The organism is Janthinobacterium sp. SUN100, assembly GCF_030397705.1.
Taxonomy (GTDB): Bacteria; Pseudomonadota; Gammaproteobacteria; order Burkholderiales; family Burkholderiaceae_D; genus Janthinobacterium; species Janthinobacterium kumbetense.
The window spans coordinates 1,784,476-1,803,872 of sequence record NZ_JAPUBU010000001.1 but is presented as its reverse complement, the minus strand read 5'-3'; the positions used below and the strand labels follow the sequence as shown (position 1 = coordinate 1,803,872).

At 60.8% G+C, this 19,397-nt stretch carries 21 protein-coding genes and 1 tRNA gene; all 22 read left to right on the top strand.

The features are described 5' to 3' along the window. Positions 1-65: 65 nt before the first annotated feature. The 22 genes from O0881_RS07945 to nuoL all read left to right on the top strand — a co-directional run bounded on the left by O0881_RS07945 (position 66) and on the right by nuoL (position 19,396). Positions 66-761, top strand: coding sequence for a hypothetical protein (locus O0881_RS07945; RefSeq protein WP_289910812.1), 696 nt, complete (start codon positions 66-68; stop codon positions 759-761). Between the two features lie 6 nt (positions 762-767). Continuing rightward, on the top strand, positions 768-1,067 hold the full coding sequence (locus O0881_RS07940; RefSeq protein ID WP_289910811.1) for a hypothetical protein: 300 nt from the start codon (positions 768-770) through the stop codon (positions 1,065-1,067). Positions 1,068-1,188: 121 nt separating this feature from the next. Then, a complete protein-coding gene (locus tag O0881_RS07935) occupies positions 1,189-3,141 on the top strand; it encodes a methyl-accepting chemotaxis protein (RefSeq protein WP_289910810.1) in 1,953 nt (650 codons plus the stop codon). A gap of 162 nt (positions 3,142-3,303) precedes the next feature. Beyond that, positions 3,304-3,513, top strand: coding sequence for a hypothetical protein (locus O0881_RS07930; RefSeq protein ID WP_099667156.1), 210 nt, complete (start codon positions 3,304-3,306; stop codon positions 3,511-3,513). Positions 3,514-3,622: 109 nt separating this feature from the next. Further along, positions 3,623-4,384 carry a DUF2807 domain-containing protein gene (locus O0881_RS07925; RefSeq protein WP_099388387.1) on the top strand — a complete coding sequence of 254 codons (762 nt, stop codon included), beginning with the start codon at positions 3,623-3,625 and terminating at the stop codon, positions 4,382-4,384. A gap of 64 nt (positions 4,385-4,448) precedes the next feature. Next, positions 4,449-5,057, top strand: coding sequence for a tetratricopeptide repeat protein (locus O0881_RS07920; RefSeq protein ID WP_289898460.1), 609 nt, complete (start codon positions 4,449-4,451; stop codon positions 5,055-5,057). 71 nt (positions 5,058-5,128) lie between these two features. After that, positions 5,129-6,109: an NAD(P)H-quinone oxidoreductase gene (locus O0881_RS07915; RefSeq protein WP_289910809.1), complete on the top strand. Its 981-nt coding sequence runs from the start codon at positions 5,129-5,131 to the stop codon at positions 6,107-6,109. 72 nt (positions 6,110-6,181) lie between these two features. Next, positions 6,182-6,931 carry a triose-phosphate isomerase gene (tpiA, locus tag O0881_RS07910; protein ID WP_230520958.1) on the top strand — a complete coding sequence of 250 codons (750 nt, stop codon included), beginning with the start codon at positions 6,182-6,184 and terminating at the stop codon, positions 6,929-6,931. 28 nt (positions 6,932-6,959) lie between these two features. After that, complete coding sequence (gene secG, locus O0881_RS07905; protein WP_034749996.1) at positions 6,960-7,364, top strand: preprotein translocase subunit SecG; 405 nt, start codon at positions 6,960-6,962, stop codon at positions 7,362-7,364. 191 nt (positions 7,365-7,555) lie between these two features. Continuing rightward, positions 7,556-7,640, top strand: a tRNA-Leu gene (locus O0881_RS07900). Between the two features lie 177 nt (positions 7,641-7,817). Continuing rightward, on the top strand, positions 7,818-8,177 hold the full coding sequence (locus O0881_RS07895) for an NADH-quinone oxidoreductase subunit A (protein ID WP_010399734.1): 360 nt from the start codon (positions 7,818-7,820) through the stop codon (positions 8,175-8,177). A gap of 3 nt (positions 8,178-8,180) precedes the next feature. After that, complete coding sequence (locus O0881_RS07890; RefSeq protein ID WP_010399733.1) at positions 8,181-8,657, top strand: NADH-quinone oxidoreductase subunit B; 477 nt, start codon at positions 8,181-8,183, stop codon at positions 8,655-8,657. A 17-nt stretch (positions 8,658-8,674) separates the two neighbouring features. Further along, entirely contained in the window at positions 8,675-9,268 is a 594-nt protein-coding gene (locus tag O0881_RS07885; RefSeq protein ID WP_251351428.1) for an NADH-quinone oxidoreductase subunit C, read from the top strand. Beyond that, positions 9,268-10,521, top strand: a complete 1,254-nt coding sequence (locus O0881_RS07880; protein WP_034749992.1) for an NADH-quinone oxidoreductase subunit D — start codon at positions 9,268-9,270, stop codon at positions 10,519-10,521. Before O0881_RS07885 ends, O0881_RS07880 begins: the two co-directional genes overlap by 1 nt. A gap of 12 nt (positions 10,522-10,533) precedes the next feature. Continuing rightward, positions 10,534-11,013 (top strand): NADH-quinone oxidoreductase subunit NuoE, encoded by a 480-nt coding sequence (nuoE, locus tag O0881_RS07875; protein WP_034749989.1) that lies wholly within the window; start codon positions 10,534-10,536, stop codon positions 11,011-11,013. After that, entirely contained in the window at positions 11,010-12,305 is a 1,296-nt protein-coding gene (gene nuoF, locus O0881_RS07870) for an NADH-quinone oxidoreductase subunit NuoF (protein WP_010399729.1), read from the top strand. The genes nuoE and nuoF overlap by 4 nt, the downstream gene beginning before the upstream one ends. Positions 12,306-12,327: 22 nt before the next feature. Continuing rightward, positions 12,328-14,661, top strand: coding sequence for an NADH-quinone oxidoreductase subunit NuoG (gene nuoG / locus O0881_RS07865; protein ID WP_289910805.1), 2,334 nt, complete (start codon positions 12,328-12,330; stop codon positions 14,659-14,661). Further along, a complete protein-coding gene (gene nuoH, locus O0881_RS07860; protein WP_071076363.1) occupies positions 14,661-15,743 on the top strand; it encodes an NADH-quinone oxidoreductase subunit NuoH in 1,083 nt (360 codons plus the stop codon). Before nuoG ends, nuoH begins: the two co-directional genes overlap by 1 nt. A gap of 14 nt (positions 15,744-15,757) precedes the next feature. Further along, positions 15,758-16,246 carry an NADH-quinone oxidoreductase subunit NuoI gene (gene nuoI, locus O0881_RS07855; protein ID WP_010399726.1) on the top strand — a complete coding sequence of 163 codons (489 nt, stop codon included), beginning with the start codon at positions 15,758-15,760 and terminating at the stop codon, positions 16,244-16,246. 66 nt (positions 16,247-16,312) lie between these two features. Beyond that, positions 16,313-16,945 (top strand): NADH-quinone oxidoreductase subunit J, encoded by a 633-nt coding sequence (locus tag O0881_RS07850; protein WP_034779507.1) that lies wholly within the window; start codon positions 16,313-16,315, stop codon positions 16,943-16,945. Beyond that, positions 16,942-17,250 carry an NADH-quinone oxidoreductase subunit NuoK gene (gene nuoK, locus O0881_RS07845; RefSeq protein WP_010399724.1) on the top strand — a complete coding sequence of 103 codons (309 nt, stop codon included), beginning with the start codon at positions 16,942-16,944 and terminating at the stop codon, positions 17,248-17,250. The genes O0881_RS07850 and nuoK overlap by 4 nt, the downstream gene beginning before the upstream one ends. A 46-nt stretch (positions 17,251-17,296) precedes the next feature. Next, positions 17,297-19,396 (top strand): NADH-quinone oxidoreductase subunit L, encoded by a 2,100-nt coding sequence (gene nuoL, locus O0881_RS07840; protein WP_289910804.1) that lies wholly within the window; start codon positions 17,297-17,299, stop codon positions 19,394-19,396. The last annotated feature ends 1 nt before the right edge of the window (position 19,397 follow it).

Genomic DNA, 19,397 nt, shown 5'->3' with positions numbered 1-19,397 from the left:
GCCGCTGCTCTCTGTAGATTCGGCATGGGATCTTCCCCTGAACGAGTCTTCCAAGGAGATGCAGCATGCGCACATACTGCGGGCTGGCCGCCGCCTTTCTGCTTGCCGTCGCGCCCGGTGTCCGGGCGCAGCTGGATAGCGCACCGACGCCGGTGCCGTTGCCCATCCCTATCGCCGCCGCGTCCGCGGCCATGCCGGTGCAAGACCTCGACGCCTTGCGCGCCGTGCATGCGCGCGAAATCAATGACCTCAGCACCTTCAGGACGGCGGGCTTGCAGCGCGAAGCCATCGATCCCTACCTGGACAGCGCGCCGGGCCAGCAATTCCTGCGCGAACTGCGCGCCGCCGATCCTGCCGCCCCGGCCGAGACGATTTACGCGCGAGCGGTCGAGCAGCTCGCCTCCGGCAGCACCTTGCCCGATGTGCAAGCCATGTCGGCCGCGCTGGTGAAGATCGTGCCGCATGGCCAGAATGTGTCGCCGTACTCGCCGTATTTCACCACCAGCGCGCAATTGCAGCTGGCTTCGGGCCAGTGCGCCAGCCTGGCCGACTGTTTCGGCTTGCCCTTGAAGAGCGAGGCGCCGCTGTATGATGTGTATCAGGTCATGCCCAAGGGTACCGTCAGCGTGTTCGTCAGCCAGGTGGCGCCGACGGAAGAGCTGGGCGGGCTGGTGCGGCGCCGTGGCGGGGCGCAGCAGTATCTGCTGCCCAACCGCAGCCTGTGGTCGGCCCCCGTGCTGATCGGCACGATCAAGAATTGAGGAGAGATGATGGATCAACCGCGCCTGCAAGCCCATGCCGCCGAACTGGAACAGTTGTTGACGCGCCTGGCGCCCGCCGATGGGGAAGTGGCCGACTTGCGCAGCGCGCTGGAGCCGCTGCTGGCCCTGGCGGGCAGCGGCGCCTTGACGACGCCCCTGCCGTGGGGCGACATCCCCGGCGGGCGTTATTTCACGGAAGGCGGCTTGCGCCGTTACCCCGAGCTGGAGCAGGCATTTGCCCGTTTCCGCATCGAGGCGACGGGCGGCGAATCGCTGGCCCTGCGCAAGCTGCGCGGCGAGATCTGATTAATATATGGTATCAATTGTTGTTTATGGGTAATTGACTGTCAGTATTGCTTGACGACAAAATCTTATTCCCTGACCATGGCGCATCCCTCCCGATTTTCTCTTTTTTATTGGATGCACCATGTTGTCCTCCCTTAAGGCGCGGCTGATCGCCATCGCCGTTTCCATCGTCGTGCTGGCCATGCTGGCCGTCGCCATCGCCAACTTCTTCACTACCCGCTCCAGCACCCTGGCCGCGCTCGACACGCAGATGCTGCAGTTGTCGCACAGCCATGCCGCGGCCATCGCCGAATGGCTGCGTTCCAAGCAAGCCGTCGTGGGCTCGCTCAAGCAGGGCGCCACGGCGGCCGATCCGCTGCCAGCCCTGAAGGCGGCCGAGCAGGCCGGCACCTTCGACATGGCGTATATCGGCTTTGCCGACAAGCACGCCGTCTTTTCGCAGGAGCGCAAGCGCGCCGCCGACTACGATCCCACGGCGCGGCCCTGGTACAAGCTGGCGTCCGAAGTGGGCGGCCCCATCATCACGGCGCCCTACATCGGCGCCAGCACGGGCAAGCTGGTGGTGACGTTTGCCGAGCCGCTGGGCGGCAAGGGCAGCGTGACGGGCGTGATGGCGGCCGACGTGATGATGGATGCGGTGGTGCAAAACGTCGCTTCGATCAAGCCGACGGCGTCCAGCTATGCCTTCCTCGTCGATGGCGGCGGCAAGATCATCGCCCATCCGGACGGCAAGCTGACCCTGAAGCCGCTGGCCGAGCTGGATCCGGGCCTCAGTGCGCAGGCGCTGGCCGACATCGAAAAGAGCGGCGACGGCGCCGCCATCCGCCTCGGCGAACGCAATGGCATCTTGCATGTGAGTAAGGTGCCGGGCAGCGACTGGCTGCTGGCGACCGTGCTCGACCGTGCAGAAGCGACGCAAGCCTTGAGCTCCATGCTGCGCGCCTCGGCCTTGACGGCCTTGCTGGTGCTGGCCCTGGCCGCCACGGTCTTGAGCGTGCTGGTGGCGCGCGCCTTGCGCCGCCTGGGCCTGGTGCGCGATGCGATGGAAGCGATCGCCACGGGCGACGGCGACCTGACCAGCCGCCTCGACGCGGAAGGCACGGACGAGCTGGCGCAGATCGCCAAGGCGTTCAACTTGTTCGTCGAAAAGATCGCCACCGTGCTGGTGCAGATCCGCAGCATCAGCACCCTGGTGCGCAGCGAATCGGCCGATATCGCCGCAGGTAATGCCGACCTGTCCTCGCGCACGGAAGCGCAGGCGGGCGCGCTGGAAGAAACGGCCAGTTCGATGGATGAGCTGACGTCGACCGTCAAGCAGAATGCGGAAAACGCGCATGCGGCCAATGAGCTGGCCGTGTCCGCCTCGGAAGTGGCGGCCAAGGGCGGCCGCGTGGTGCAGCAAGTGGTCGGCACCATGGCCGGCATCCAGGAAAGCTCGCGCAAGATCGTCGACATCATCGGCGTGATCGACGGCATCGCCTTCCAGACGAATATCCTGGCCTTGAACGCGGCCGTCGAGGCGGCGCGCGCTGGCGAGCAGGGCAGGGGCTTTGCCGTGGTGGCGTCCGAAGTGCGCAACCTGGCGCAGCGGTCTGCCGGCGCGGCGAAGGAAATCAAGGAATTGATCGGCGATTCGGTGGAAAAAGTCGATGCGGGCGGCCGCCTCGTCGATGAGGCGGGCCAGACCATGGACCAGGTGGTGGCGTCGGTGCAGCAATTGACGACCATCATGAGCGAAATCACGGTGGCCAGCCGCGAACAGAGCGCCGGCATCGGCGAAATCAATACGGCCGTCACGCACATGGATACCATGACGCAGCAAAACGCGGCCCTCGTCGAGCAAGCCGCCGCTGCCGCGGAAAGCCTGCAGGAGCAGGCCGTGGACCTGGCGCAAGCCGTCGGCATGTTCCGCCTCGGCGATGCGGGCCCTGCCGCGGCGCCCGCGCCCGTGACGCGCCTCAAGGCGAAGCCGGCCGTTCGTGCTGCCGCGCCGCGCGCGCCAGCCCGCGCGCTGTCGCCGGCCAAGCCCGTCAAGGCGGCCAAGTCCGGCGCCGACGAGTGGGAAGAGTTTTAAGCGTACAGCAATCGCGACGCTTATTCGGCACGTTCATCCGCGTTTTTGTCAGGCCAGCCTGCCAAAAGCGCAGTTCGTCGCAATCGGCGTGTCTGCCGGGAGTGGTATGGCTATAGTGACACCATACCGCAAGCCCACTGCCAGACACCCGAGGAGATTCAAATGAACGTCGCTAAAAACATGGAAGTCATCGCCGTTGCCGCCGCCATCTTGCTCGGCGCCAGCTGCTACGCCATCGCCCCGGCCGCCCCGGCCCTGCAAGTGGCCAGTTCCACGGCCACCCTGGCCGCGCCAGCGAACAAGGCGGCCATGCAAGTGGTGGTGGTCAAGGCCAAGCGCTTGACCGCCTTGGAAAAAGCCCGTTTTGCATAATTGATTGTCAGCAATTTTTGCTGCTGCTACAGTGGCAGCCAGCGGCGATGCGCGCGGGTCCCACGAGGGCGCCGCGACACATAAAAACAAGATACCGAGGATGCACTACATGAAAAAGACACTGCAATTGGCGCTGCTGTTCCTGGCGACTCTGGGCCTGGTGCGCGGCGCGGCCGCGGAGACCCGCTTGCTGGAAATGCGCAACATCGACGCCCGCGTGGTGCGCGTCAAGCTCGATGGCGTGATGGAGGTGCGCATTCGCCAGGGCAACGTGCCTTCGCTGAGCATCACGGCCGACAAGCGCTATATCGCCGACGTCAGCACGGCGCAAAGCGGCGATACCCTGCACATCGAAACGGAGGTGCGCGGCTTCAAGATCGGCCCTTCGTCGATACGCGCGGACCTGGTCTTGCCGAATTTGCGCGAGCTGAGCTCGGAAGGCTTCGGCAGCACGGACATCACGGGTTTCAAGGGCGAGGAACTGACCCTGTCGCTGGAAGGGGCGGGCAGCATCAAGCTGGTGGGCGACTACCGCAAGCTCAACGCCAGCCTGGGCGGCGTGGGCAGCATGCAGATATGGATAGGCAACAATGAGCGGGCCGAGCTGGACTTGCAGGGTGCGGGCTCGGTCGTGCTGGGCGGACGCGGACGACTCTTGAAAGCCAGCCTGGGCGGCCTGGGCAGCCTGAATGCGCAGCAATTCGAAGCGGACGCCGTGAACCTGGAATTGAGCGGCCTCGGCAACGCCACGGTGAATGCCCATACGAATGCCAAGCTGAACTTGAGCGGGCTCGGTTCGGTGGTGGTGTACGGCAAGCCGGTCAACCGCGATGTCAGCGTCGAGGGCCTGGGCAAAGTTAGCTGGAAGTAAAAGCATCCTGCCGCAGGCCGTATTGGCAGGACAAGAATAAGTAGTCAGACCACATCCCATTCCGATGAAAAAACTGATCATTACATTACTCATGCTGTTGACGATACAGCTACCCGCGCGGGCTGGCTTCGCCGAAGGCGCCAGTGCCTACAACAACAAGAATTACGCCTTGGCCTACAAGGAAATATTGCCCCTTGCCAAGACCGGCAGCGCCGATGCCCAGCACTTGCTGGGCTTGATGTATTATATGGGACGGGGCTTGCCGCAGGATTACAAGCAAGCCATGTTCTGGCACCGCAAGGCGGCCGAGCAGGGCAAGGCCGACGCCCAGTATGTGGTGGGTGCCATGTATTACACAGGCAACGCCGTGCTGCAGGATCATAAGCAGGCCGTCGGCTGGTTCCGCAAGGCGGCCGAGCAGAACCATGCCGAGGCGCAGCAGGTGCTGGGCCTGATGTACCGCTACCACATGGGCGGCGTGCAGCAGGATAACGTCATCGCCTACATGCTGTGGAACCTGGCGGCCGCGAATGGCAACGCGAATGCGGCCGACCAGCGCGCCGCCGTGGTGCGCAAGATGACGCATGAGCAAGTCGAAGAGGGGCAAGCCCTGTCGGCGAAATGGAAGCCGGGCACGCCCTTGCCGCGCCAGTCGAAAACGGGCGCCGGTTAAGACGGGGTGGTGGTCTGCAGGGGAGGGCGGCTTGGCGTACAATCGCCGTTTTCCCTTGAGAGAGTTCCGCCATGCGTGCAGTTGCCATCAGCCAGCCAGGTCCCGCCGACGTTTTGCAGATCGCGGAACGTCCCATGCCGCAATATAAGGCGGGCGAACTGCTGATCAAGGTGCACGCGGCCGGCATCAACCGTCCCGACGTGCTGCAGCGCCTGGGCAAGTATGCGCCGCCCGCCGGCGCGTCCGACTTGCCGGGCCTGGAGGTGGCGGGCGAAGTCGTCGATGGCGATTTTACCAATACCGGATTCAAGAAGGGCGACCTGGTCTGCGCGCTGGTGCAGGGCGGCGGCTATGCCGAATACTGCGCCGCCCCAAGCGGCCAGTGCCTGCCCTTGCCGCAAGGCTTGACGGCGCTGGAAGGCGCGTCCCTGCCGGAAAATTTCTTTACCGTCTGGAGCAATGTCTTCGACCGCTGCGCGCTGGCCGATGGCGAAACGTTACTGGTGCAGGGTGGCACGTCCGGCATCGGCGTGACGGCCATCCAGCTGGCCGCCGCCCTGGGGCATCGCGTGTTCGCCACGGCGGGCAGCGACGAGAAGGCGCGCGCCTGCGAGGCGCTGGGCGCCGAACGGGGCATCAACTACCGCACCGAAGATTTCGTCGCCGTCGTCAAGGAATTGACCGGTGGCAAAGGCGTCGACGTCATCCTCGACATGGTGGGCGGCGACTACCTGCCGCGCGAAATCGATTGCCTGGCCGACGATGGCCGCATCGGCCTGATCGCCGTGCAGGGCGGCACCAAGGCGGAACTGGACCTGGGCAGCTTGCTGCGCCGCCGCCTGACGGTGACGGGTTCCACCCTGCGTCCCCGTTCCATCGCCTTCAAGGCGGCCATCGCCAGCCATTTGCGCGCGACCGTCTGGCCGCTGATCGAGGCGGGCAAGATCAAGCCCGTGATCTATCAAACTTTCCCGTTGGAAAAAGCCAATGAGGCGCATGCCTTGATGGAAGCGAGCACGCACGTGGGCAAGATCATGTTGCAAGTTGCCTGAAACGGGGCACTGCCTGTTTGACCGGCATCGGTGCCGGAGTTAGAATGACGGGTTATTAGAATTTAGGCTACTATGCGTCGCAAACTCGTCGTCGGAAATTGGAAAATGAACGGCAGTCGCACCTCGAACGCGGTGTTATTGTCTGAAATAGTTGCTGGCCTGGCTGCCTCTGGCGCCGCCAGCGCCGTCTGTGTGCCTGCGCCGTATCTGGCGCAGTGCCAGGCGCAATTGGCAGGCACGGCCCTTGGCTGGGGCGCGCAGGATGTGTCCGCGCACGCCAGCGGCGCCTACACGGGAGAAATCTCGACCGCCATGCTGCAGGATTTCGGCTGCGGCTATGTGGTGATCGGGCATTCCGAGCGCCGCGCCTACCATGGCGAGAGCGATGCGCAGGTGGCGGCCAAGACGGTTGCGGCGCTGGCGGCGGGCATCACGCCTATCGTCTGCATCGGCGAAACCCTGGCGCAGCGCGAAGCGGGCCAGACCAATGCCGTTGTGGCGCAGCAACTGGGCGCCGTGCTGGCGGCGATTTCCGCCGACGACGTGGCGAAACTGGTGCTGGCCTACGAGCCAGTCTGGGCCATCGGCACGGGCAAGACCGCCACGCCGCAAATGGCGCAGGACGTGCATCAGGTATTGCGCGCCCAGCTGGTGGCAAAGAATGCGGTAGCGGCCGCCGGCGTGCAAATCCTGTACGGCGGCAGCATGAAGCCGGAGAACGCAAAAGAATTGATGGCGATGCCGGATATCGATGGCGGTCTGATCGGTGGAGCAGCATTGAAGGCGGCGGATTTCCTGGCGATTATTCACGCCGCTGATTGAATTACTTTAAACTAAGAATGGAATTGCAATGAACATGATGTTCAATCTGGTAGTGGTAGTACAGGTTATTTCGGCATTGTCGATTATCGCGCTGGTGTTGTTGCAGCACGGTAAGGGTGCCGACATGGGCGCCGCCTTCGGTTCGGGCGCCTCGGGCAGCCTGTTCGGTGCGACGGGTTCGTCGAACTTCATGTCGAAATCGACGGGCGTTGCCGCCGCGATCTTCTTCGGCGCCACCCTGGCCCTGTCGCTGATGGCGAATCAACGCGCCACCACGGTCGGCGGCGGCGTGATGGATAAAGTCGTCAAGCCAGTACCGGTCACCGGTGCGGGCGCGATCCCGACGACGGTGCCAGCAGCAGCTCCGGCTGCCAGCGCTCCGGCAGCGGCGGCTCCGGTTGCCAGCACCCCTGCCGGCGCGATTCCGAAGTAATTCTGTATCAGCTCGATACCTCATCGAGAGTAATTCTCATTACGGGCAGATTATTGCTCAATGTTTTAGCAGTGCGGCAGGAAAAAATCGTGGCGCGCTGGAAGATGTAAAAATTTATCGTTTTTATCTGTGTTTTGATGCATTTGTGCATTAACTTTAGCGGCAAAGCAGAGTAGAATACGGGCCTTACCGCCGACGTGGTGAAATTGGTAGACACGCTATCTTGAGGGGGTAGTGGCGAAAGCTGTACGAGTTCGAGTCTCGTCGTCGGCACCAGAAATCAGAAGCCAGCAACGGCGCACGAGCCATGGCTCGTACAAAGTTGCTGGCTTTTTTTACGAGGATGTGTCGTTCGATCCTGGTCTTAGCTTTGATTGGGGTCGTGCGTTAGATACGCTGCAAATGATCGCAGCGTCCTCATTTAACCGATCGTTCAATATAAGCTCATCAATCGTGAACCTCGAAAATTACTTCCCCGTCCTGCTGTTCATTATTATCGGCCTTGGTGTCGGTATCGCTCCCCAGCTCCTGGGGCGCCTGTTAGGCCCTAACAAGCCCGACGCAGCAAAACTCTCCCCGTACGAATGTGGCTTTGAAGCATTCGAAGACGCGCGCATGAAATTTGATGTGCGCTACTATCTGGTCGCAATCCTGTTTATTTTGTTCGATCTGGAAACGGCATTCTTTTTCCCATGGGGCGTTGCAATGCGCGACCTGGGCTGGGCCGGTTTCGTCACGATGATGGTGTTCATCGCTGAATTCGTGGTCGGATTTTGGTACATTTGGAAGAAAGGTGCCCTTGACTGGGAATAAGCCATGGCTATTGAAGGCGTATTAAGCGAAGGTTTCATCACCACCTCGGCCGACAAGCTGATCAACTGGGCGCGCACCGGGTCTATGTTCCCGATGACGTTCGGTCTGGCCTGCTGTGCGGTCGAAATGATGCATGTGGGCGCAGCCCGCTACGATATGGACCGTTTCGGCGTCGTGTTTCGTCCGTCGCCGCGTCAGTCCGACGTCATGATCGTTGCCGGCACCCTGTGCAACAAGATGGCGCCGGCCCTGCGCAAGGTCTACGACCAGATGGCAGAGCCACGCTGGGTCATCTCTATGGGTTCCTGCGCCAATGGCGGCGGGTACTACCATTACTCCTATTCCGTGGTGCGCGGTTGCGACCGCATCGTGCCCGTCGACGTGTATGTGCCTGGCTGTCCTCCGACCGCTGAAGCCTTGCTGTACGGCATCATGCAGTTGCAGAACAAGATCAAGCGTACCAGCACGATCGCACGCTAACGGGGCCGCTTCAGATTATGACAACACATTTAGAAGTATTGCAAAACGCCCTCGGCACTGCCCTGGGCGATCGCGTTAGCACGACGGTTGCGCTGGGCGAAGTCACCCTGGTCGTCAAGGCCGAGGACTACCTGGCCGTGATGCTGACCCTGCGCGACGATCCGACCCTGCATTTCGAGCAATTGCTCGACCTGTGCGGCGTCGACTACTCGACCTATGGCGACGGTAGCTGGGATGGCCTGCGTTTCGCGGCCGTTTCGCACTTGCTGTCGGTCAAGCACAACTGGCGCGTGCGCGTGCGCGTGTTCGCGCCGGACGACGACATGCCGCTGCTGCCCTCCGTGGTCGGCATCTGGCGCGCCGTCAACTGGTACGAGCGCGAAGCATTCGACCTGCTGGGCATCCTCTTCGAAGGCCACAACGACTTGCGCCGCCTGCTGACCGACTACGGTTTCATCGGCCATCCGTTCCGCAAGGATTTCCCCGTCTCCGGCTATGTCGAGATGCGCTACGATCCGGAACAAAAGCGCGTGATTTACCAGCCCGTGACGATCGAGCCGCGGGAAAACGTGCCGCGCGTGATCCGCGAAGAACATTACGGGATGAAATAATGGCTGAGATTAAGAACTACACCCTGAACTTTGGGCCGCAGCATCCGGCCGCGCACGGTGTGCTGCGCCTGGTGCTGGAGATGGATGGCGAAGTCATCCAGCGCGCCGACCCGCATATCGGCCTGCTGCACCGCGCCACCGAAAAGCTGGCTGAACAGAAGACCTACCTGCAATCCGTGCCGTACATGGACCGTCTCGACTATGTGTCGATGATGTGCAATGAACATGCGTACGTGATGGCCATCGAAAAGATGCTGGGCCTGGAAGTGCCGCTGCGCGCGCAATACATCCGCGTCATGTTCGACGAGATGACGCGTATCCTGAATCACCTGATGTGGCTCGGCACCCACGCGCTGGACGTTGGCGCCATGGGCCCGTTCCTGTATTGCTTCCGCGACCGCGAAGACTTGTTCGACGCCTACGAGGCAGTCTCGGGCGCGCGCATGCACGCGGCCTACTACCGTCCGGGCGGCGTGTACCGCGACCTGCCGGACGCGATGCCGCAGCACAAGGCGTCGATCATCCGCAACGCCAAGGCCATCGGCAAGCTGAACGAAAACCGCCAGGGTTCCCTGCTGGACTTCATCGAAGACTTCGCGCGCCGCTTCCCGAACTCCGTGGACGAGTACGAAACCTTGCTGACCGACAACCGTATCTGGAAACAGCGTACCGTCGGCATCGGCGTGGTCTCGCCGGAAGATGCACTGGCCATGGGCTTTACGGGCGCCATGCTGCGCGGCTCGGGCGTGCAGTGGGATTTGCGCAAGAAACAGCCGTACGAAGTGTACGACTTGATGGATTTCGACATTCCTATCGGCACTAACGGCGATTGCTACGACCGCTACCTGGTCCGCGTGGAAGAGCTGCGCCAGTCGAACCGCATCATCAAGCAATGCGTGGAGTGGCTGCGCAACAATGAAGGTCCTGTCATGACCAGCAACCGCAAGGTGGCGCCTCCGGGCCGCGTCGACATGAAGACCAACATGGAATCGCTGATTCACCACTTCAAGCTGTTCACGGAAGGTTTCCACGTGCCGCCAGGCGAGGCCTACAGTGCCGTGGAACATCCGAAGGGCGAGTTCGGCGTGTATCTGGTGTCCGATGGCGCCAACAAGCCGTACCGCATGAAACTGCGCGCGCCAGACTACGCCCACTTGCAGTCGCTCGACGAGATGGCGCGTGGGCACATGCTTGCCGACGCCGTGACCATCATCGGGACGCAAGATATCGTGTTCGGCAGTATTGACCGCTAAGAGGCAAAAAGTATGTTGTTATCAGAGCAATGCTATAAGAAAATTGACCGCGAGCTGGCCAAGTACCCGGCCGACCAGCGTCAGTCGGCCGTCATGGCCGCGCTGGCCCATGCCCAGGATGAACTGGGCTGGCTGGCGCCGGAAACCATGAAGGAACTGGCCGATTACATCGGCATGCCGGCGATTGCCGTGCAGGAAGTGGCCACGTTCTACAATATGTATAACGTGAAACCCGTGGGCAAGCACAAGATCACCGTGTGCACCAACCTGCCATGCGCCCTGTCGGGCGGCGTGCGCGCTGCAGACTACCTGAAGCAGAAACTGGGTATCGATTTCCGCGAAACCACCGCAGACGGCCAGTTCACCCTGGTTGAAGGCGAGTGCATGGGTGCTTGCGGCGATGCGCCTGTCTTGCTGGTCAGTAATAAAACCATGTGCAGCTGGATGTCGAACGAGAAGATCGACGCCATGCTGGAGGAACTCAAGAAATGACGTCACTCCACAACCGCCATATCGATCCATTGATCCTGAAGGATCTGGATGGCAAGAACTGGCATTTGCAAGATTATGTGAACCGCGGCGGCTATAGCGCCCTGCGGCGTATCCTGGAAGAGAAAATCACGCCGGAACAGATCATCGCCGACCTCAAGGCTTCGTCCTTGCGCGGCCGTGGCGGCGCGGGTTTCCCTACCGGCTTGAAGTGGAGCTTCATGCCGCGCCAGTTCCCGGGTCAAAAATACCTCGTCTGCAATACAGATGAAGGCGAACCGGGCACTTTCAAGGACCGTGACATCATTCGTTACAATCCCCATGCGCTGATCGAAGGCATGGCCATTGGCGCTTATGCGATGGGCATCACCGTCGGCTATAACTATATCCACGGTGAAATCTTCCAGGAATACCTGCGTTTCGAAGAAGCGCTGGAAGAGGCGCGCGCCGCCGGTTTCCTGGGCGACAAGATCATGGGCAGCGAGTTCTCGTTCCAGTTGCATGCGCACCATGGTTATGGCGCCTACATCTGCGGCGAAGAAACGGCCCTGCTGGAGTCGCTGGAAGGCAAGAAAGGCCAGCCGCGCTTCAAGCCGCCTTTCCCTGCCTCGTTTGGCCTGTACGGCAAGCCGACGACGATCAACAACACGGAAACCTTCGCGGCCGTGCCTTTCGTGCTGAACATTGGTCCAGAGAAATATCTGGCGATGGGCAAGCCGAACAACGGCGGTTCGAAGATCTTCTCGATCTCGGGCGACGTGGAAAAACCGGGCAACTACGAAGTGCCGCTCGGCACCCCGTTTGCGACCCTGCTGGAACTGGCAGGCGGCATGCGCGGTGGCAAAAAGATCAAGGCCGTGATCCCTGGCGGCTCGTCCGCTCCGGTGATCCGCGGCGACATCATGATGCAGACCGACCTGGACTACGACTCGATCGCGAAAGCCGGTTCGATGTTGGGTTCGGGCGCCGTCATCGTGATGGACGAAACACGCTGCATGGTAAAGGCGCTGGAACGCCTGTCCTACTTCTACTTTGAAGAATCGTGCGGCCAGTGTACGCCTTGCCGTGAAGGCACAGGCTGGATGTACCGCATGGTGCACCGCATCGAGCAGGGGCAGGGTCGTCCAGACGACCTGGACATGCTCAACTCGATCGCCGACAACATCCAGGGCCGCACCATTTGCGCGCTGGGCGATGCGGCTGCCATGCCGGTACGGGCCTTCATTAAGAATTTCCGTGAAGAATTTGAATATCATATCGAGCACAAGCATTGCTTAGTGCCCGCATATATCTAAGCTGCGTCAGGTAACGATCACCATGGTTGAAATCGAAATAGACGGCAAAAAAGTCGAAGTCCCTGCTGGTAGCATGGTGATGGACGCCGCCAACAAATTGGGAACCTACATTCCGCACTTCTGCTATCACAAGAAATTGTCGATCGCAGCGAACTGCCGCATGTGCCTGGTCGAAGTGGAAAAGGCGCCCAAGCCTTTGCCCGCTTGTGCGACCCCGGTCAGTGCCGGCATGATCGTGCGCTCCGCCAGCGATAAAGCTGTGCAGGCGCAAAAGTCGGTCATGGAATTCTTGCTGATTAACCACCCGCTCGATTGCCCTATCTGCGATCAGGGCGGCGAATGCCAGTTGCAAGACCTGGCAGTGGGTTACGGCAAGAGCGAATCGCGCTACAAGGAAGACAAGCGCGTCGTGCAGCCGAAGGAAGCCGGTCCGCTGGTGTCCATGCAGGAAATGTCGCGCTGCATCCAGTGCACCCGTTGCGTACGCTTTGGCCAGGAAGTGGCCGGCGTGATGGAACTGGGCATGATCGGCCGCGGCGAACACTCGGAAATCGTGTCCTTCGTGGGCCAGACGGTCGACTCCGAACTGTCGGGCAACATGATCGACCTGTGCCCGGTCGGCGCACTGACCTCGAAGCCGTTCCGCTACAGCGCCCGTACGTGGGAACTGTCGCGCCGCAAATCGGTCAGCCCGCATGACGGCCTGGGCGCGAACCTGATCGTGCAAGTGAAAGCTGGCAAGGTCAAGCGCGTATTGCCGCTGGAAAACGAAGCCGTCAACGAGTGCTGGATCTCGGACAAGGACCGTTTCTCGTACGAAGCGCTGGACAGCGCCGAACGCCTGACGTCCCCGATGCTGAAACAAGGCAACGAGTGGAAAGAAGTCGATTGGCAAACGGCGCTGGAATACGTGGCGCACGGTTTGAAAAATATCAAGCACGAGCATGGCGCCGACGCCATCGCCGCGCTGGCAACGCCGCATTCGACCGTCGAAGAGCTGGTCCTGCTGCAAAAAGTGGCCCACGGTCTCGGTTCCGAGCACGTCGACTTCCGCCTGCGCCAGACCGACTTCGCGCTCGACGCGTCCGTCAAACCTTGGCTGGGCATGCCGATCAACGAATTTGGCCAGATCAAGCGCGCCTTCGTCATCGGCTCGTTCCTGCGCAAGGATCACCCGCTGCTGGCCACGCGTTTGCGCGCGTCCGTCAAGGGCGGCGCCAAGCTGTCGATCCTGCACGCGTCCGACGATGATCAATTGATCACCATCGCCAACAAGATGATCGTCGCACCTGGCGATTGGCTGGCGGCCTTGTCGGAAGTGGTCGTTGCTATTGCTAAAGCGAAAGAAATCGCCGCACCTGCCGGTTTTGAAGCGGTGAACGCTTCGGACGTGGCTGTCGCGATTGCCGCCAGCCTGATGGCCGGCGACAACGGCGCCGTGCTGCTGGGTAATGCGGCAACGCAACACCCGCAAGCGTCGCAACTGCATGCTGCCGCGCAATGGATCGCCGAACAGACGGGCGCCAAGCTCGGTTACCTGACGGAAGCGGCCAACACGGTTGGCGCGCACCTGGTCGCCAAGCCGCGCGCCAATGTGCAAGCCGCGTTTGCCGTACCGAAGAAAGCCTACGTGCTGCTGCACGCCGAGCCGGAACTCGATGCCGCCAATCCACAAGCGGCCCGCGCCGCCCTGGATGGCGCCGACATGGTCGTGGCCATGTCCGCCTTCAAGCACGGCATGGATTACGCCGACGTCTTGCTGCCGATCGCCCCGTTCGCTGAAACTTCGGGCACCTTCGTCAACTGCGAAGGCCGCGCGCAAAGCTTCAACGGCACCGTGAAACCGCTGGCCGATACCCGTCCAGCCTGGAAAGTGCTGCGCGTCCTGGGCAACATCCTGGGCCTGGCCGGTTTCGACTACGACACCTCGGAAGCGATCCGCGACGAAGCGTTTGGTGCCGGCGTGACCGATTTGTCGGCACAGCTGAACAACATCGCCAAGAACGCCCCGGAAGCGGCCTCGTATGCACCGGCTTCGCCAGCGCTGCAACGCATCGCCGACGTGCCGATCTACTTCGCCGACGCGCTGGTACGCCGCTCCGAACCGCTGCTGCGCACGGTCGATGGCGCCGCGCCGCAAGCGCACCTGTCCCTGGCGCTGGCTGACAAGCTGGGCATCAAGGCGGGCGACAAGGTCAAAGTGGCGCAAGGCTCCGGCAGCGCCATCCTGGTGGCGGCAATCCATGCCGGCCTGCCAGCCAATGTGGTGAAAGTGTCGGCGGCGCATGCCTCGACGGCTAGCCTGGGCGGCATGTTCGGTGACATCACAGTTGAAACAGCAGAGGGGAAAATCTGATGGCTCTGCCTGAATTTGTAAACGTCATCAACAGCAGCGGCCAGGATTTGCTGGGCGGCTCCTGGCCGTTCTTCTGGACCCTGATCAAGATCCTGTGCGTGCTGCTGCCGCTGATGGGCCTGGTTGCCTACCTGACCTTGTGGGAACGCAAGCTGATCGGCTGGATCCAGATCCGCGTCGGCCCGAACCGCGTGGGTCCTTTGGGCTTGCTGCAACCGATCGCCGATGCGCTGAAACTCTTGTTCAAAGAGATCATCATCCCGTCCAAGGCCGCCAAGGGCCTGTTCGTGATCGGCCCGATCATGACCATCATGCCGGCCCTGGCTGCCTGGTCGGTCGTGCCGTTCGGTCCGCAAGCCGTACTGGCCAACGTCAACGCAGGCTTGCTGATGCTGCTGGCGATTACCTCGATGGAAGTCTACGGCATCATCATCGCCGGCTGGGCCTCGAACTCGAAATACTCGTTCATGGGCGCCATGCGCGCTTCGGCACAGATGATTTCGTATGAAATCCCGATGGGCTTCGTGATGGTCATCGTGCTGATGGTCTCGGGCAGCCTGAACTTCATCGACATCGTCGGCGGCCAGCAAATCGGCTTCTTCGCCGACAAGGGCGTGAACTTCCTGTCGTGGAACTGGTTGCCGCTGCTGCCGATGTTCGTCATCTACCTGGTGTCGGGCCTGGCTGAAGCCAACCGTCACCCGTTCGACGTCGTCGAAGGCGAGTCGGAAATCGTGGCCGGCCACATGGTCGAGTACTCGGGCATGGCCTACGCCATGTTCATGCTGGCCGAATACGCCAACATGATCCTGATCGGCGCCCTGGCTTCGATCATGTTCCTCGGTGGCTGGTCCGCACCATTTGCTTTCCTTGAGTTCTGGGGTGGTTTCGGCGGCTTCTTCTGGTTGTTCGCCAAGACCTTCTTCATCGTGTCGGTGTTCATCTGGGTACGCGGTACTTTCCCACGCTACCGTTATGACCAGATCATGCGCCTCGGCTGGAAAGTGTTTATCCCGTTGACGCTGGTCTACCTGGTCTTCGTCGCTGCCTGGATGCAGACATCCTGGAATATTTGGAAGTAAGAGAGTGCATACGAATGGATAAGGTAAAAGATTTCTTCAGCAGCCTCTTGTTAGGCGAGCTGATCAAGGGCATGGCGTTGACAGGCAAGTACATGTTTTCGCGCAAGATCACGGTGCAATTCCCGGAAGAGAAGACACCGATCTCGCCGCGTTTCCGTGGCTTGCACGCGCTGCGCCGCTACCCGAACGGCGAGGAACGTTGCATCGCCTGCAAACTGTGCGAAGCGGTTTGCCCGGCGATGGCCATCACGATCGAATCGGAACAGCGTGACGACGGCTCGCGCCGCACCACGCGTTACGATATTGATTTGACCAAGTGCATCTTCTGCGGTTTCTGCGAAGAGTCCTGCCCGGTCGATTCGATCGTCGAGACGCAAATCCTGGAATACCACGGCGAGAAACGCGGGGATTTGTATTACACGAAAGAGATGTTGCTGGCCGTAGGTGATCGTTATGAAAATGACATCGCCGCTGCGCGCGCCGCCGACGCACCTTATCGCTGATGGATGCGCCGCAGCTGACCAGCTGCGGCGCGCCCCTCGTTCATCTGTACGTCTATTGGGTTTTTTATGGACTTTAAAACAATTTTGTTTTACGCCTTCGCGCTGATCTTGATTCTGGCAGCGACGCGCGTCATCACGGCCCGTAATCCGGTCCACGCAGTACTGTTCCTGGTACTGTCCTTCTTTTCCGCAGCGGGCATCTGGATGCTGCTGCAAGCTGAATTCCTGGCCATCGTGCTGGTATTGGTGTATGTCGGCGCCGTGATGGTGCTGTTCCTCTTCGTGGTCATGATGCTCGATATCAATATCGACCGCATGCGCGAAGGTTTCTGGGGCTATCTGCCTTTGTCGGTGACGGTGGGCGTGATCATCGTGCTGGAAATGGCCGCTGTCCTGTGGCACGGTTTCCGCAACTTTGCGCCTAGCATCGCTCCGGTGAACGTCAACCTGGGCGGCACCAAGGAACTGGGCCTGCTGATCTACACGAAATATGTGTTCGCCTTCGAAATCGCTGCCGTCGTGCTGCTGGTGGCCATCGTTGCCGCGGTCGCACTGACTTTGCGCAAACGCAAGGACACCAAGCATTTTGCTCCAGGCGATGCGGTACGCGTCAAGCGCAACGACCGCCTGAAGATCATCAAGATGGACGCGGTCGTCGAGCGTCCTGCGGCTGAGCCGGAAGTTAAGGAGGCACCATGACATTATCGCTCACACATTTTCTGGTCCTGGGCGCGATCCTGTTCGCAATCTCGATCGTCGGTATTTTCCTGAACCGCAAGAACATCATCGTATTGCTGATGGCAATCGAATTGATGCTGCTGGCGGTGAATATGAATTTCATCGCGTTCTCCCATTTCATGGGCGACGCGGCCGGTCAGATCTTCGTTTTCTTCATCCTGACGGTTGCCGCCGCTGAGTCGGCTATCGGTCTGGCTATTCTGGTGGTGATGTTCCGTAATCTGGATACCATCAACGTCGAAGACCTGGACAGCCTCAAAGGCTGATGTTTTTCAGACTCGATCTCTCGAATAATAACGATTAAGGTTCATCATGGCGGGGCAACTCCTCAACCCTAACCTCCTTCTTGCCGTACCGCTGGCGCCGCTGGCCGGTGCCGCGATTGCAGGCTTGCTTGGCACCCAGTTCCTGGGTAATTTGGTCGGACGCAAGACGTCGCATACCGCGACGATCCTGGGCGTACTGATTGCGTTCATCCTGTCCGTGCAGACATTGCTGGCAGTGATGGATGGCGCGACATTCAATGGCACGATCTATAACTGGATGACGATCGGCACCCTGAAGATGGAAGTGGGCTTCCAGATCGATTCGCTGTCGGCGATGATGATGTGTGTGGTCACCTTCGTCTCCCTGATGGTGCACATCTACACGATCGGCTACATGAAGGATGACGAAGGCTACAACCGCTTCTTCGCCTACATCTCGCTGTTCACGTTCTCGATGTTGATGCTGGTCATGGCCAACAACTTCCTGCAACTGTTCTTCGGTTGGGAAGCAGTGGGCCTGGTCTCTTACCTGCTGATCGGTTTCTGGTACCAGCGTCCGACGGCCATCGTGGCCAACATGAAGGCTTTCCTCGTCAACCGCGTGGGCGACTTCGGCTTCATCCTGGGCATCGGCCTGCTGCTGGCCTACGCCGGCACCATGAACTACCAGGAAGTGTTCGCCAAGAAAGACGAACTGGCACTGCTGAGCTTGCCAGGTACCGACTGGGCGCTGCTGACCGTTGCCTGCATCTGCCTGTTCATCGGCGCGATGGGCAAGTCGGCGCAGTTCCCGCTGCACGTGTGGCTGCCTGACTCGATGGAAGGTCCTACCCCGATCTCGGCACTGATCCACGCCGCGACGATGGTGACGGCCGGTATCTTCATGGTCTCGCGCATGTCGCCGCTGTTCGAACTGTCCGACACGGCACTGTCCTTCATCCTGGTGATCGGTTCCATCACGGCGCTGTTCATGGGCTTCCTGGGCATCATCCAGAACGACATCAAGCGCGTCGTCGCTTACTCGACCCTGTCGCAGCTCGGCTACATGACCGTGGCGCTGGGTTCGTCCGCGTACTCCGTGGCCGTGTTCCATCTGATGACGCACGCATTCTTCAAGGCACTGCTGTTCCTGGGCGCCGGTTCCGTCATCATCGGCATGCACCACGACCAGGACATCCGCAACATGGGCGGCCTGCGCAAATACATGCCAATCACGTGGATCACGTCCCTGGTCGGTTCGCTGGCCCTGATCGGCACGCCGCTGTTCTCCGGTTTCTACTCGAAAGACAGCATCATCGAAGCCGTCGAAGCGACGCACATCTGGGGCGCTGGCTTTGCCCAGTTCGCCGTGCTGGCTGGCGTGTTCGTTACCGCCTTCTACTCGTTCCGCATGTATTTCCTCGTCTTCCACGGCAAGGAACGTTTCGGCCAGCCGCATGCGCATGGCCATGACGACCATCACGCACCGAAAGCGGCCCATGGCGCGCACGGCGATGCACATGAGGACCACCACGAAGAAGAGGAAGACGACCACGGCCACCATGGCCTGGAACCTGGCCAGAAGCCGCATGAATCGCCGTTCGTCGTGTGGTTCCCGCTGGTGATGCTGGCGATTCCATCGCTGATCATCGGTTACCTGACGATCGGCCCGATGCTGCATGGCGATTTCTTCAAGGGCGTGATCTTTGTCGGCGAAAACCATCCAGCAATGGAAGAGTTGTCGCATGAATTCCACGGCGCAATGGCGATGGCGATCCACGGCCTGTCGACGGCACCGTTCTGGCTGGCATTGTCCGGCGTGGTGGCAGCCTACTACTGCTACATGGTCAACCCGCGTGTACCGGCCTGGTTCTTTGCCAAGTTCCACGCGATCCACACCCTGCTGGACAACAAGTACTACATGGACAAGTTCAATGAAGTCGTGTTCGCCGGCGGTGCCCGCTTGCTGGGTAATGGCCTGTGGAACTTCGGTGACAAGAAGCTGATCGATGGCCTGCTGGTCAACGGTAGCGCCAAGGTCGTCGCCTGGCTGTCCTCGCTGTCGCGAGTGTTGCAGACCGGCTACATCTATCACTATGCATTCGTGATGATCCTGGGCGTGCTGGGCTTCCTGATCTATTTCCTGCCATTCTGGCCCGCTAAGTAAG